The 13347-nt window shown below is 67.4% G+C and carries 14 protein-coding genes and 1 pseudogene; 11 read left to right on the top strand and 4 right to left on the bottom strand.

The window, feature by feature from the left end:
* The first annotated feature begins 153 nt into the window (after positions 1-153).
* From DIE02_RS09665 to DIE02_RS09655, 3 genes are all read left to right on the top strand, one after another.
* Positions 154-927 carry a class II aldolase/adducin family protein gene (locus DIE02_RS09665; RefSeq protein WP_124488592.1) on the top strand — a complete coding sequence of 258 codons (774 nt, stop codon included), beginning with the start codon at positions 154-156 and terminating at the stop codon, positions 925-927.
* Between the two features lie 361 nt (positions 928-1288).
* Entirely contained in the window at positions 1289-1723 is a 435-nt protein-coding gene (locus DIE02_RS09660; RefSeq protein WP_044848607.1) for a CHRD domain-containing protein, read from the top strand.
* Between the two features lie 116 nt (positions 1724-1839).
* Positions 1840-2802, top strand: coding sequence for an alpha/beta hydrolase (locus DIE02_RS09655; protein ID WP_124488593.1), 963 nt, complete (start codon positions 1840-1842; stop codon positions 2800-2802).
* Here DIE02_RS09655 and DIE02_RS09650 read toward each other — a convergent pair.
* Complete coding sequence (locus tag DIE02_RS09650; protein ID WP_044848597.1) at positions 2772-3614, bottom strand: EcsC family protein; 843 nt, start codon at positions 3612-3614, stop codon at positions 2772-2774. The genes DIE02_RS09655 and DIE02_RS09650 overlap by 31 nt on opposite strands.
* A 110-nt stretch (positions 3615-3724) precedes the next feature.
* On the opposite strand from DIE02_RS09650, the gene DIE02_RS09645 reads away from it, so the two are divergent.
* Both DIE02_RS09645 and DIE02_RS09640 read left to right on the top strand, forming a co-directional pair.
* Positions 3725-5320, top strand: a complete 1596-nt coding sequence (locus tag DIE02_RS09645) for an MDR family MFS transporter (protein WP_124488594.1) — start codon at positions 3725-3727, stop codon at positions 5318-5320.
* 34 nt (positions 5321-5354) lie between these two features.
* Positions 5355-5801 carry a MarR family winged helix-turn-helix transcriptional regulator gene (locus DIE02_RS09640; RefSeq protein ID WP_044848599.1) on the top strand — a complete coding sequence of 149 codons (447 nt, stop codon included), beginning with the start codon at positions 5355-5357 and terminating at the stop codon, positions 5799-5801.
* 120 nt (positions 5802-5921) lie between these two features.
* On the opposite strand, the gene DIE02_RS09635 is transcribed toward DIE02_RS09640, so the two are convergent.
* Positions 5922-6503 (bottom strand): DJ-1/PfpI family protein, encoded by a 582-nt coding sequence (locus DIE02_RS09635; RefSeq protein WP_044848600.1) that lies wholly within the window; start codon positions 6501-6503, stop codon positions 5922-5924.
* Between the two features lie 176 nt (positions 6504-6679).
* On the bottom strand, positions 6680-7960 hold the full coding sequence (locus DIE02_RS09630; protein ID WP_124488595.1) for an amino acid deaminase: 1281 nt from the start codon (positions 7958-7960) through the stop codon (positions 6680-6682).
* 119 nt (positions 7961-8079) lie between these two features.
* Between DIE02_RS09630 and DIE02_RS09625 the strand changes: the two genes are divergently transcribed.
* The 6 genes and pseudogenes from DIE02_RS09625 to DIE02_RS09600 all read left to right on the top strand — a co-directional run.
* On the top strand, positions 8080-9009 hold the full coding sequence (locus tag DIE02_RS09625; RefSeq protein ID WP_124488596.1) for a MurR/RpiR family transcriptional regulator: 930 nt from the start codon (positions 8080-8082) through the stop codon (positions 9007-9009).
* A gap of 2 nt (positions 9010-9011) precedes the next feature.
* Positions 9012-10493, top strand: coding sequence for an amidohydrolase family protein (locus DIE02_RS09620; protein WP_124488597.1), 1482 nt, complete (start codon positions 9012-9014; stop codon positions 10491-10493).
* A 123-nt stretch (positions 10494-10616) separates the two neighbouring features.
* The gene (locus DIE02_RS09615) at positions 10617-11003 is read left to right on the top strand and encodes a RidA family protein (protein WP_006477830.1); all 387 of its coding nucleotides are present in this window, start codon (positions 10617-10619) and stop codon (positions 11001-11003) included.
* Between the two features lie 353 nt (positions 11004-11356).
* Positions 11357-11791: an STM2901 family protein gene (locus DIE02_RS09610; RefSeq protein ID WP_124488598.1), complete on the top strand. Its 435-nt coding sequence runs from the start codon at positions 11357-11359 to the stop codon at positions 11789-11791.
* Positions 11791-12144, top strand: coding sequence for a DUF1493 family protein (locus DIE02_RS09605; protein WP_124488599.1), 354 nt, complete (start codon positions 11791-11793; stop codon positions 12142-12144). Before DIE02_RS09610 ends, DIE02_RS09605 begins: the two co-directional genes overlap by 1 nt.
* 91 nt (positions 12145-12235) lie before the next feature.
* Positions 12236-12425: pseudogene (locus DIE02_RS09600) on the top strand (RidA family protein); the annotation flags it as partial.
* Between the two features lie 85 nt (positions 12426-12510).
* Here DIE02_RS09600 and queF read toward each other — a convergent pair.
* Entirely contained in the window at positions 12511-13341 is an 831-nt protein-coding gene (gene queF / locus DIE02_RS09595) for an NADPH-dependent 7-cyano-7-deazaguanine reductase QueF (protein ID WP_044848604.1), read from the bottom strand.
* Positions 13342-13347: the final 6 nt, after the last annotated feature.

Raw genomic sequence — 13347 nt, 5'->3', positions numbered from 1 at the left:
CGCCGGACGGCTCGCGCAATGCGGGCGGAAGCGGTGCCGAACGACGCGCCGCACGCGCCATGTGCGCCAAGCACGCCGCGTGCGCCGCCAGGAGACGAGGGACGATACGCGCGCCGCCCGCGCGGCCGCGCAAGCCCGCAACCGGAGAGCCCCATGCAACGTGTACCCAACCAGCCGTTCACGCGTCCCGCCCGTTTTTCCGAAGCCGAGTGGCAGGCGCGCGTGCAGCTCGCGGCCGCCTACCGGATCTTCGACCATCTCGGCTGGACCGAGCTGATCTACAACCATATCTCGCTGCGCGTGCCGGGCGAGGACGGCCATTTCCTGATCAATCCGTTCGGGCTCCATTACCGCGAGGTGTGCGCGTCGAACCTCGTGAAGATCGACCTCGACGGCAACGTGATCGGCCATTCCGACTGGCCGATCAATCCGGCCGGCTTCACCTTCCACAGCGCGATCCATGCGGCGCTGCCCGACGCGCACTGCGTGATGCACGTGCATACGACGCCGACGATGGCCGTGTGCTGCTCGCGCGACGGGCTGTCGTTCTCGAACTTCTATTCGGCGCAGCTGTACGGGAAGATCGCGTATCACGATTTCGAGGGCATCACCGTGCATCTCGAGGAAGGGCGGCGCATCGTCGAGAGCGCCGGCGGGCGGCCCGTGCTGCTGCTGCGCAACCACGGGCCCGTGACGATCGGCGCGACGCTCGCGCAGACCTTCTCGTTGATGTGGCTGCTCAATCGCGCGTGCGAGGTGCAGGTCGCGACCCATGCGATCGGCGATGCACTGCCGATCGCGCCGCCGGTGCTGGAGGGCTGCGTGCGCGATTCGCTGAATTTCGATCCGAAGCACGGTGCGGGGCAGGACGCGTTCGACGCGTTGCAGCGCATCGTCGATCGCATCGATCCCGGCTATCGCGCGTGAGGCGCGGTGCCGGCGCGATGCCGGGCTAGACCGCCGCGGCGAAATCGATTCGCGACGCTTGATGGTGAGCGCAGCGGAAGGTGCCGGACGATGCCCGTATGCCGTGCGGCACGCGCAAAAAAAAACGCGGCCGGATGGCCGCGTGAATACTCGCAGACTCCTTCGGACGAAGGAAACAAGCAACTGTGAGACGAAGTGTAGCGAAAGGCCGCGCGCAGATTCAGGGCGCGTGCTGCAAAGGTCTCTTCCAGGTTCCGTCAGGCTGGCGCGCGACGCGCGGGCTGCCGGATCGGCGGCGATCGACTACCATCATGGAGCGTCCCCCGGCCGGGTGGCGTACCACGTCGTACAAGGAGAATTCATGCCGAAGCTGCGTTTGCTCCAGGTGGCGTTGCTCGCGGGCGTGCTGGCCGCCGGCAGCGCCGCTGCCGAAACGGTGCGCCTGTCCGCCAACCTGCAGCCGTCGAGCGAAGTGCCGCCCACCGCGACCAAGGGCGCCGGCGCCGTCGATGCGACCTACGACACGGCCAGCCACCTGCTGCAGTGGACGGTGACTTACGAACACCTCACGGGGCCGGCGACCGCCGCGCACTTCCACGGGCCCGCGCCGGTCGGCCAGAACGCCGGCGTGCAGGTGCCGATCCCGAAGGACGAGCTCGCGAGCCCGATCAAGGGATCGAAGGCGCTCACCGACGCGCAGGTGACCGACCTGATGAGCGGCAAGTGGTACTTCAACGTGCACACGAAGGAGCATCCGGCCGGCGAGATCCGCGGCCAGGTGATGCCGGCGAACTGAGGCCGGCGAACCTAGGCCGGCAAACCGAGGCTGGCGTTTGATGTAGAGGCTCCCGTCGAGCGGCGCGGCAACGATCGCACGTACCATCGTGACACTGCGATGACGGAGTAGGTTCGATGAGTTGGCAAAGCAAGTTCGCGTGCTGGCTGCTGCGCCGGCAGTTTCGTCCCGAGACCACGCGCCCAGTGCTCGATCCCGCCCGCGCGCGGCGCTTCACCGACCTCAGAACGGTCGTGCCGCGTCGCGCGCCGTCGGGCTACCGGCTGCGCGAATGCTACCGTCCCGGCGACGCGCCGCTGCGGGGCGAATGGCTCGAACGCACCGATGCGCTCGGCGCGCGCGGGCCCGGCCGCACGCTGCTGTACTTCCACGGCGGCGGCTACTACTTCTGTTCGACGAAAACCCATCGGCCGCTCGTGTTCGGCCTCACCAAGCGCGCGGGCGTGCGCTCGTTCTCGCTCGATTACCGGCTCGCACCCGAGAGCCGCTTCCCGGCCGCGCTCGACGACGCGCTGGCCGCGTACCGGCAATTGCTCGCGCTCGGCACGCCGCCCGAGTCGATCGTGTTCGGCGGCGATTCCGCGGGCGGCGGCCTCGCGCTCGCGACGCTCGTCGCGCTGCGCGATCGCGGCGAACCGTTGCCGGCCGGCGCGATCCTGTTCTCGCCCTGGACCGACCTGGCCGGCACCGGCGCGACGATGCGCAGCAACGACGGCCTCGACCCGATGTTCGCGGCCGCGGCGCTGCCGAAGGCGGCGCAGCTGTATCTGGGCGACGCATCGGCGACGCATCCGTACGCGTCGCCGCTCTATGCGGACTTCACCGGGCTGCCGCCGCTCTTCATCCAGGCCGGCAGCACCGAGGTGCTGCTCGACGACGCGCGCCGCGTCGCCGACAGCGCGAAAGCGGCCGGCGTGCCGGTGGAGATCGAGGTGTGGCCCGACATGCCGCACGTGTGGCAGCTGTACACGCCGATGGTGCCGGAGTCGCGCGCCGCGCTCGACCGGGCGGCCGCGTTCCTGCGCCGCGTCGCGGTCGAGCGGGCGGTTCAGCGCGCGGGCGAGCCGTCGATCGCCTGATACGCGGCCTGCACGGCCACCGAGCCGTACTTGCGCTCGAGCCGGCGCACGGTGAAATGGCCGTGCGCCATCTGCTGGAAGTGGTCGATGAACAGCGTGTTGACGGTCGCGCCGAGCACCGCGCCGATCGCCGGGATCGACTTCGCGGCCATCTGCTCGGTGACCTGCACCGAGAAGCGTGATGCCACCGTCTGCACGAGCTTGAATACCGCCGCCGAGCTGTGCGCGGCGATCCCTTTCGTCGTGATGTCCGACGACGCCTTCGAAATCGCCTGCGCGAGCGCGCCGCGCAGCACGAAATAGCCGAGATCGGCGTCCTCTTCCCGCTTGTCCGGGTTGCCGCCCATGCCGAGCACGGCCAGGCACTGCAGCTGCGTGTCCACCGAGCCCAGGTCCTCGCCCTCGCTGCGCGCGATGTCGCATACCGAGCGGAAGATCAGCGTGGTCGTGACCGGCAGCTCGACCGGCAGCGCGAGGAAGCCGAACGCGCCGCCCGCCGCGCCGGTCGTCGCGACCGCGAGCTTGTGCAGCAGGTTGCTCGGCTTGTCCGGCTCGGCATCGGGCGTCTGCGGCTTGCCGAGCGTGCGCAGCGCGATGTTCAGGCACTTGCGCAGCGCAAGCTGCGTCGCGTCGTTGATCTTGCCGGTCGCGAAGTCCGGCAGCCGCGCGATCATCTTCTCGACCGGCGCGCCCAGCACGCCGGTCAGCTTCATCGTCAGCGACGGGCTTTCCAGCACCTGTTTCGCGCGTCGCAACGCATCCTGGTCTTCCGGCGACAGCGTCGCGGCAGGCGTGATCGAAATCGGTTCCATCTTTCTCCTTGGCGGTGGGGAACGGGCCCCGCACCTTCGCCGGCCTAGATTACTCCGCCGTGCTAGAATTTTGAGATTGTTTGACTCGTCAAAAGTTGCATCAACAAAAAATGGCTGTCCATACTGCCGCCCACCATTCGAGCGGGCAAGTCCTGCCGTTCCGCGAATCGCTGCTGGCGATGATCGGCATCTCGTTCGTCACCATGCTCGTCGCGCTCGACCAGACGGTCGTCGGCACCGCGTTGCCGACCATCGTCGCCGAGTTGAGGGGTTTCGACCTGTACGCGTGGGTCGCGACCTCGTACCTGCTCAGTTCCGTGATCACCGTGCCGATCTTCGGCCGCCTCGGCGACTACTACGGCCGCAAGTGGTTCGTGATCGCGTCGATCGTCGTGTTCACCGGCGCGTCGGTGCTGTGCGGGATGGCCAACGACATGCTGTTCCTGGTGCTCGCCCGCGGCCTGCAGGGGATCGGCGGCGGGATGCTGGTCGGTACCGCGTTCGCGTGCATTCCCGATTTGTTCCCCGATTCCGTCGTGCGGTTGCGCTGGCAGGTGCTGATGAGCTCCGCATTCGGCATCGCGAATGCGGTCGGACCGTCGCTCGGCGGGATCCTGACCCAGTCGTTCGGCTGGCGCTCGGTGTTCTACGTCAACCTGCCGGTCGGCCTGCTGTCGCTGTTCTTCGTGTGGCGCTACCTGCCGCACCTGCGGCACGTCGAGCACGACCGCAAGATGCGGCTCGACTGGCCCGGCGCGCTGCTGATCGCGGTCTCGCTCGGTGCGCTGCAGCTGTTCGTCGAATGGCTGCCGAAGTACGGCGTGATGAGCTGGGCCTCGCTGCTGCTGGTCGTCGCGGTCGGCGCCGGCATCGGCTTGTGGCATTGGGAAAAGCGCTGCGCGCAGCCGATTCTGCCGTTCGACATGTTCGGCAACCGCGCGCTGTCGGCGCTGTTCGTGCTCGCGATCCTGGCCGGCTTCTCGATGTTCTCGCTCTTGTTCTACGCGCCGCTGCTGTTCCAGGGCGGCTTCGGGATGTCGCCGAAGGCGGCGGGGCTCGTGATCACGCCGCTCGTCGTGTTCATCACGATCGGCAGCATCATGAACGGCCGCGTCGTCACGCGCATCCGCAATCCGAACGCGATGCTGCATGTCGGTTTCGTGCTGTTCGCGATCGCATGCGCGGGCATCGTCGTGTCGACGCACACGACGCCGACCTGGATGCTGATGGCGCTGATGGTCGCGGGCGGTATCGGCCTCGGCTTCGTGCTGCCGAACCTCACCGTGTTCGCGCAGCAGACGGCCGGCCGCGAGCACCTCGGCATCGCGACCGCGCTGCTGCAGTCGCTGCGCATGGTCGGCGGGATGATCGGCACCGCGCTCACGGGCACGCTGGTCAACCAGATGTATTCGAGCGGCGTGCGCGACGCGCTGTCGGGCGAGCACGCGCTGCAGTGGCACGCGCAGCTCGCCGATCCGCAGATCCTGATCGACCGCGCCGCGCAAGGCGGTCTGGTCGCGGAGCTGACCCGCGCCGGGCATAATGGCGCGCTGCTGCTGGAAACGGCCCGCGAATCGCTGGTCGGCGCGATTCACCTGGGTGTCGCGATGGCGGCCGTCGTCGCCGTGGTGTCGGTGTGGCAGTCCCGCCGCGTGCCGCCGATCGCGCTGCGGCACAAGATCGAGCCGCGTGTCGCGGCCGATTGAACGATTCACCGATTGAACGAGTAGGCATCAGCGCATGGAAGAACAGGACCGCGTCGCGATCTTGCAGCAATTCGGACGCACGTATCGCGCGTTCATGACCGCGTTCGAAACGCACGTCGGGCAGCCGATGCCGCGCTGGCGCATCATGGTCGCGCTGCACACGATGGACGGGCATTCGTCGCAGAAGAAGCTCGTCGAGGTGCTGCGCATCGATCCGGGCGCGCTCACGCGCCAGTTGAAGTCGCTCGACGCGCTCGGCTGGATCGAGCGCGCGTCCGATGCGCGCGACAACCGCGTGACCAACGTCACGCTGACCGCCGAGGGCCGCGCCGCGTTCGACGCGTGCCTGCCGCGCCGCAAGGCGTTCCTCGACCAGACGATGGCGCAACTGCCGGACGACGTGCTGACCGCCTTGTCGGGCGCGCTGGCGATGCTGGAGTCGCGGATTGCGGATGTCGGCTCGACGCCGGCATCGCGCTGAAGGGCGGGGCGGGGAGCGGCCCGAAGGGGCGCACGCCCCGGCCGCTCGCGACCGGCGCGGCACACGGGTCGCACGAACCCGCCGCCGGCCGGCGTTTCACTTCAATTCATTCCACCTCGTTCACAGCTCGATGCGCGTGCCGAGCAGCGCGAGGAACTGCGCGAGCCATGCCGGATGCGCGGGCCACGCGGGCGCGGTGACGAACGGCGCGTCGGTCACGGCCGCGTCGACCGGGATGTCCGCATATTCGCCGCCCGCGAGCTTCACTTCGGGCGCGCAGGCCGGGTAGGCCGAGATGCGCTTGCCGCGGATCACGTCGGCGGCCGCGAGCAGCTGCGCCGCATGGCAGATCGCGGCGATCGGCTTGCCGGCTTCGGCGAACGCGCGCACCAGCGCGATCACCTTCGCATCGAGACGCAGGTATTCCGGCGCGCGGCCGCCCGCGATCGCGAGCGCGTCGTAGCCCGCCGCATCGACGTCGTCGAACGTCGCGTTCAGCGTGAAGTTGTGGCCGGGCTTCTCGGTGTAGGTCTGGTCGCCCTCGAAATCGTGGATCGCGGTCTTGACCTTGTCGCCCGCGCGCTTGCCCGGGCAGACTGCATCGACGTGATGGCCGACGGCCTGCAGCGCCTGGAACGGCACCATCGTTTCGTAGTCTTCGGCGAAATCACCGGTCAGGAACAGGATCTTCTTCGCGGCCATGGCTTTCTCCATTGAACAGCGTTGAGGGGCCGTTCGCGCCGGGCGCGGCAGGCATGCGCTGCGGCGGCGAAGCAGCCCCGAGGACGAAAGCGCAGTGTACTCCGGCAGATTGAAGCGCGCGTGACGGCCGCCCCGCGCTGCGGTGGGGCGGCGAGGCGGCGCGATGGCGCCAGGCGTCAGAAGAAGGTTTCGACGACTTCCGTCACGCGGAACTGCGGATCGAGCACGAGCAGCTGGCGCCACTTGTCGAACGTCAGGCACGGATGCGAGATATCGAACGCGACCATGTCGCCGACCTTCACGTCCGCGCCCGGCGGGATCTGCAGGTACGCGTGCTGGTCCATCATCCCGGTGACGGCCCAGCCTTCGCTCGCGGCGACGTCGCGCGGCGCGCTGTCGCGACCGGGGCGGAAGTGGCGCGCCGGCTCGGGCAGGCCCGCGTCGAACGCCGCGTCGCGCTTGCCGAGCGCGATGATCGCGCGGTCGGCTTCCGGCACCGATTGCACGTACGCCCACAGCTGCAGCGCCGGCAGCAGCCCTTCGCCCATCCTGCGGGCGATCGGGTTGCGCGCGAACACGTCGGTCTGCGCCTTCTTGTAGATGCCGACGTCGTGCGTCAGGTAGCAGCCCGGACGCAGCACGACTTCCGCGAAACCGTCATCGGACGCCTTCGCGAATTCCTCCGCGACCACGTCGTACCACGCCGAGCCGGCACCCGACAGGATCGCCGGCGTGCGCGCGAAGCGGCCGGCTTCGGTCAGCTCGCGCGTGAACGCGACCGCGTCCTGCAGGAACGCGCGGATCTCGCCTTCCTCCTTCAGCACGCCTTCGTAGAGTTCGATGCCGGCCAGCTTCAGCGTGTCCGGATAGCGCGCGATCGCGTCGAGCACGGCGGTGCGCTGCGCGGCGTCGCGCACGCCTGCGCGGCCGCCCGGCACGCCGAGCTCGATCAGCACGTTCAGCGTTTTCTTCGCTTCGCCGAAGAAGCGGCCGAGCTGGTCGACGCTGTCGGCCGAATCGACGAGGCAGAAGAATTCGAAGTCGGGATCGGACAGCAGCCCCGCGATGATCGTCATGTTCTGGCGGCCGACCAGTTGGTTCGCGAGCAGCACGCGGCGCACGCCGCCGTGATACGCGGCCTGCGTCTGGTGCGCGGTCGCGAGCGTGATGCCCCACGCGCCGGCGGCGAGCTGGCGGCGGAACAGTTGCGGCGCCATCGTCGTCTTGCCGTGCGGCGCGAACTGCGCGCCGTACTGCTGGACGAACGCCTGCATCCAGTTCAGATTGTGTTCGATGCGATCCTCGTACAGCACCGCTGCCGGCAGGCTGACGTCTTCCGCGAGCAGGTTCCACTCGAGGCGGCCTGCGTCGTCGAGCGGCACGCTCGCGCTCGGCAGGTTGCCGAGGCCCTTGCCCAACGGATTGATTGTCGGTTCCTGATAGTTTGTAACTTTCATGTCATCCCGCTCCATCATCACTATGCATTGCATTGAAGTTGACATGCAGATGGTACAGAAAGTAGCATCGGCGCGGTGATGTTATTTAGTAACATAAAGCGCCACACCCTTTTCAGCAGATGAATTCGTCCGCCACTCCGTCCGTTCCGTTCACCGCCGAGCAACCGGTTGCCCAGCCGGTCCTCGACATCGTCGCGCGGATCGCCGAATGCGCGCCCGAGCTGCGCGAGGCCGAACGCAAGGTCGCGGCCTTCATCCTCGCCGATCTCGCGCGCGCCGCGCATGCGAGCATCGGCGCGCTCGCGCGCGACGCGGAAGTCAGCGTCGCGACGGTCACGCGGTTCGCGAAGGCCGTCGGCTGCCGCGACGTGCGCGAACTGAAGGTGCTCGTCGCGCAGGCGGCGGCGGTCGGCCAGCGCTTTCTCGTGCCGTCCGGCGAGCCTGCGGAAGCGGACGCGAGCCCGGCATCGGTCGTCTACGACGAGATCCGCGTCGCGCTCGCGCACAACCACCAGCTGCTGCGCAACACGTCGTTCGATGCCGCGGCCGATCTCCTCGCCGGCGCGAAGATGGTCTACGTGTACGGGCAGGGCGGCGGCTCGACCGCGCTCGCCGACGAACTGCGCTTCCGGCTCGTGCGCTTCGGGCGGCCGGTCGCGAGCTACCAGGACAGCGTGCTGCAGCGGATGGTATCGGCGACGCTGTCGCGCGACACCGTGGTCATCGCGCTGTCGGTGAGCGGGCGCGTGCCCGAGCTGCTCGAGAGCTGCCGCCTCGCGAAGCGCTACGGCGCGAAGCTGATCGCGATCACCGCGCCGGCTTCGCCGCTCGCGAAGCTCGCCGACCACCTGATCCCGGTCGTCGCGTTCGAAACCGATTTCATCTACAAGCCTTCGACATCGCGCTACGCGATGATGATGGCGATCGACGTGCTCGTCACCGGAGTCGCGCTGCGGCTCGGCGATGCGGGCCGAGAATCGCTGCGCCGCATCAAGCATGCGCTCGATGCGCACCGCGGCGGCGGAGACCGTCAACCGGTAGGAGACTGACCATGCATTCGCATCCCGAAGCCGCCGATACGCTGATCGTCGGCGCGCAGCTGTACGACGGCACGGGCGCACCGCCCGTCACGCGCGACGTCGCGATCCGCAACGGCGTGATCGCGGCGATCGGCAACCTGTCGAACTGGCTCGCCGAGACCGTCGTCGATGCGAACGGCCGCGCGCTCGCGCCGGGCTTCGTCGACGTCCACACGCACGACGACACGCACGTGATCCGCGCGCCGCAGATGCTGCCGAAGATCTCGCAAGGCGTGACGACCGTGATCGTAGGCAACTGCGGGATCAGCGCGTCGCCGGTGACGCTCGCTGGCGATCCGCCCGACCCGATGAACCTGCTCGGCGATCGCGACGCGTTCCGCTATCCGACCTTCGCTGCCTACGTCGCGGCCGTCAACGACGCGCGTCCGGCCGTGAACGTCGCGGCGCTCGTCGGGCACACCGCGCTGCGCAACAACCAGATGGACCGCCTCGACCGCGCGGCGACCGACGGCGAAATCGCCGGGATGCGCACGCAACTCGAGGAAGCGCTCGCGAACGGCGCGCTCGGGCTGTCGTCGGGCCTTGCGTACGGCTCCGCGTTCGCGGCGCCGGCCGAGGAAGTGATGGCGCTCGCCGAGCCGCTCGCGAACGCGGGCGCGCTCTACACGACGCACATGCGCACCGAATTCGACGCGATCCTCGACGCGATGGACGAGGCGTACCGCGTCGGCCGTCACGCGCAGGTGCCGGTCGTGATCTCGCACCTGAAGTGCGCAGGCCCGTCGAACTGGGGGCGCAGCACCGAGGTGCTCGCGTCGCTCGAAGGCGCGCGCCGCTACCAGCCGGTCGGCTGCGACTGCTATCCGTACAGCCGCAGTTCGTCGACGCTCGACCTGAAGCAGGTGACGGGCGACATCGACATCACGATCACGTGGTCGGAGCCGCATCCGGAAGTCGCGGGCAAGCTGCTGAAGGCGATCGCGGCCGACTGGGGCGTGACCGAGCAGGAGGCCGCGCAGCGGATCCGCCCGGCCGGCGCCGTGTACCACAACATGTCCGAGGACGACGTGCGCCGCATCCTGTCGCATCCGGCGACGATGGTCGGCTCGGATGGCCTGCCGAACGATCCGCTGCCGCACCCGCGGCTGTGGGGCGCGTTCCCGCGCGTGCTCGGGCACTACGTGCGCGACACGAACCTGCTGCCGCTCGAGGAGGCGATCCGCAAGATGACGTCGCTGTCCGCGCGCCGCTACGGGATCGCGCGGCGCGGCGAGGTGCACGTCGGCTACCACGCGGATCTCGTGCTGTTCGATCCGGCGCGCGTGATCGATGCGGCGACGTTCGAGAAGCCGCAACAGCCCGCGCACGGGATCGACGCGGTGTGGGTGAACGGCGTGCTGACCTACGAGAACGGCCAGCCGACCGGCGAGCGCGCCGGCGGTTTCGTCGCGCGCGGCGAGCGCGTGGCGGCGAGTGCCGACGCCGCGTTCTGAACGCGGTCCTGATCCGATTTGCCGCGTGCGCCATGCCGGCGCGCGCATCCGCAACCGTGTGTTGCATGGGACCGGCGCCGGCGCTTGCGCGCCGAGGCCGGTCGACCAACCAGGAGTGAAACGATGAAGCGATATGGCGTGGGCGAAGCGAAGGGTACCGGCGGGCAGGTGATGCCGTTTGCACGCGCGGTCGAGGCCGACGGCTGGCTGTACGTGTCGGGCCAGACGCCGATGGTGAACGGCGAGGTCGTCGAAGGCGGGATCGTCACGCAGTCGAAGCAGACGATCGAGAACGTGATCGCGATCCTGAAGGAAGCCGGCTACGGCCTCGAGCACGTCGTGCGCTGCGGCGTGTGGCTCGACGACGCACGCGATTTCGCGTCGTTCAACAAGGTGTTCGTGTCGTACTTCGGCGAGCATCCGCCGGCACGCGCGTGCGTGCAGTCGAGCATGGTCATCGACTGCAAGGTCGAGGTCGATTGCATCGCATACAAGCCGCCGGTGAAGTAACGCGGGCGGGCGAATTGTCGTGTCACAGGGCCGGCGCAGTAACATGCGCCGGCCTCGTTGCGTTTTGGCGGAATAGAAATGTCGCGGGCGGTTGGTATCGGGAGCACTTGTCTTCTGGCAAGCGCAATAATTCGGTGGGGAACGCAAGCATGAGTGACCTGAGTAGCGCCGAATTTTTACACTCTGAATGAAATCCTTGTGACTCGAGCGTGACTCGATATGCCGCGTCTGGCGGGCGGCTCCGGTAATGGACGCGCAATACGCCAGCGGCGTCGATGAATCTCGATAGAGCAAATTGGGTGGATCGCTGGGTATGGTCGTCATTCCAATCAACGATTTCGTGAAATCGAATCATGACGAGCACTACATGCCGCTATGGCGTTCATTCGGATCTCACGCCCGCCGAACTTTTCTTTTTCGTTGCCGTGGAAGAGACGTGCGCACGGGTCGGGATCGACGATGTCGAAGCAGTGGTCCTGATTCTAGCTGGCTGGCCCGTTTTGCCGACGCGGCAAAAATTCGGCGGTGCGACGAAAGGAACGTCCGTCGCATCCGTGATGGCGCGTTCGATTTTTCGCTACCAGCTGAACAGGAAGGTTTTGCCAACCGTCACGCTTCAAAGCATCAAGTCATTTCGGATCATCCTGACCCGGAAGCTCAGCGTATTCGTCGGGCGCGCCGTTCCGGGCGTGGGTTGGGCGCTGCTGGCGCGCGACGTGTTCGGGATCGTTCATGGCACGGTCTCAAGGTACAACAGCCTCGTCAAACCTGAGGATAAGGTGTTCTGATGGAAAACGTGCGTTGGGACGAGATCGAAGCCTTTGTCAGGTCAGAGGTCGGGCTCGGTCCATCGAAGCCGCTCTCCGCCGGCACTCGGCTCTGGGAAGACCTTGGGCAGACCGGTGACGAAGCCAACGACTTCATGGGGCATTTTTTTGAGCGATTTGCCGTCGACACCGGCGATTTCGATTTCCACCGGTATTTTTTGATGGAAGGCGAGGGGTTGCTCTATTCGCTATTCCAGCGGTGGGTGCGACGAAAGCCCCACGACTTCAAGCGGGAATCGATTACGCTCGCGATGCTGCATCGTGCAGCCGTAGAAAGAAAATGGAACGCTGCGCGATTGGCCGCAATGCAGTGAAAGGCCGGGTCTCCACGCGTGTCGGACCGGATTTCAAAGAACGGGATCAGGATCGATGGCAGGCCCAAAACGCCTGCTAGTACCCCCTCACCTCCTGAAGAGAGCAGGCTACAGCCTCGAGCTTGTCGTGCACTGCGGCGTGTGGCATCGACGACGCGCGCGATTTCGCGTCGTTCAACAAGGTGTTCGTTTCGTACTTCGGCGAGCATCCGCTGGCACGCGCGTGCGTGCAGTCGAGCATGGTCATCGATTGCATCGCTTACAAGCCGCCGGTGAAGTAATGCGGGCGGGCATCCCCCCTGCGCACAGTGAAACAGCCCCGTCGGCGCGAGCCGGCGGGGCTGTTTCGTGACAGGCGGGCCGCTATTACTGCCGCGCCGTCCGCGCGTTGTCCGGCATCGGCTGGTTGTAATTCGTGCGGAACGGATTGATGTCGAGCCCGCCGCGCCGCGTGTAGCGCGCATACACCGCGAGCTTCACCGGTTTGCACGCATGCAGGATGTCGAGGAAGATCCGCTCGACGCACTGCTCGTGAAAGCCCGTGTGATTGCGGAACGAGATGATGTAGCGCAGCAGCCCTGCATGATCGATCTGCGGCCCGACGTAGTGAATCTGCACGCTGCCCCAGTCCGGCTGGCCGGTGACCGGGCAGTTCGAGCGCAGCAGGTCGGACACGAGCGTTTCCTCGACCGGCGCTTCGTCCTCGGCGTCGGCGGCCGACAGCAGCGACGGATCGGGTTCGTACACGTCGGTGTCGAGGTCGAGCCGATCGAGCGACAGCCCGTCGAGCTCCTCCATCTCGAGCTTGCCGAAATCGTGCGGCGACACCAGCTGCACCGACACGCTCGCGCCGCACGCGGCCGACACGTCGCGCTTCAGCACGTCGCGCACCGCGTCGAGCGAGTCGAACTTCGATTGCGCGAACGAGCCGAGGTACAGCTTGAACGACTTCGATTCGACGATGTTCGGCGATTCGGCCGGCACGTAGAACGTCGCGACCGCGAGCTGCGGCTTGCCGCGCGCGTTGAGCCACGACAGTTCGTACGCGTTCCAGATGTCGGTGCCGAAGAACGGCAGCGCCGACGTGATGCCGAGCTGCTCGCGCGCCCCGGCGCGCGGGATCGGGAACAGCAGCGACGCGTCGTACTGCGCTGCGTAGACGGTCGCCTTGCCGAGCGGGGAATGTTCGGGATTCATTGCACG

The sequence above is a fragment of the Burkholderia sp. Bp8991 genome (genome assembly GCF_003853795.1).
In the GTDB taxonomy this organism is placed as follows: Bacteria; Pseudomonadota; Gammaproteobacteria; order Burkholderiales; family Burkholderiaceae; genus Burkholderia.
Note: the sequence above shows the minus strand (reverse complement) of the source record. Positions and strands in the feature narration are given on the sequence as shown.

What these genes read in the sequence shown, in the direction of transcription:
- DIE02_RS09610 (WP_124488598.1), top strand. Translation starts at nt 11,357, where the DNA reads ATGACGAGCACTACATGCCGCTATGGCGTTCATTCGGATCTCACGCCC.
- DIE02_RS09640 (WP_044848599.1), top strand. Translation starts at nt 5,355, where the DNA reads ATGGAAGAACAGGACCGCGTCGCGATCTTGCAGCAATTCGGACGCACG.
- DIE02_RS09645 (WP_124488594.1), top strand. Translation starts at nt 3,725, where the DNA reads ATGGCTGTCCATACTGCCGCCCACCATTCGAGCGGGCAAGTCCTGCCG.
- DIE02_RS09660 (WP_044848607.1), top strand. Translation starts at nt 1,289, where the DNA reads ATGCCGAAGCTGCGTTTGCTCCAGGTGGCGTTGCTCGCGGGCGTGCTG.
- queF (WP_044848604.1), bottom strand. Translation starts at nt 13,341, where the DNA reads ATGAATCCCGAACATTCCCCGCTCGGCAAGGCGACCGTCTACGCAGCG.
- DIE02_RS09625 (WP_124488596.1), top strand. Translation starts at nt 8,080, where the DNA reads ATGAATTCGTCCGCCACTCCGTCCGTTCCGTTCACCGCCGAGCAACCG.
- DIE02_RS09605 (WP_124488599.1), top strand. Translation starts at nt 11,791, where the DNA reads ATGGAAAACGTGCGTTGGGACGAGATCGAAGCCTTTGTCAGGTCAGAG.
- DIE02_RS09620 (WP_124488597.1), top strand. Translation starts at nt 9,012, where the DNA reads ATGCATTCGCATCCCGAAGCCGCCGATACGCTGATCGTCGGCGCGCAG.
- DIE02_RS09615 (WP_006477830.1), top strand. Translation starts at nt 10,617, where the DNA reads ATGAAGCGATATGGCGTGGGCGAAGCGAAGGGTACCGGCGGGCAGGTG.
- DIE02_RS09655 (WP_124488593.1), top strand. Translation starts at nt 1,840, where the DNA reads ATGAGTTGGCAAAGCAAGTTCGCGTGCTGGCTGCTGCGCCGGCAGTTT.
- DIE02_RS09630 (WP_124488595.1), bottom strand. Translation starts at nt 7,960, where the DNA reads ATGAAAGTTACAAACTATCAGGAACCGACAATCAATCCGTTGGGCAAG.
- DIE02_RS09665 (WP_124488592.1), top strand. Translation starts at nt 154, where the DNA reads ATGCAACGTGTACCCAACCAGCCGTTCACGCGTCCCGCCCGTTTTTCC.
- DIE02_RS09635 (WP_044848600.1), bottom strand. Translation starts at nt 6,503, where the DNA reads ATGGCCGCGAAGAAGATCCTGTTCCTGACCGGTGATTTCGCCGAAGAC.
- DIE02_RS09650 (WP_044848597.1), bottom strand. Translation starts at nt 3,614, where the DNA reads ATGGAACCGATTTCGATCACGCCTGCCGCGACGCTGTCGCCGGAAGAC.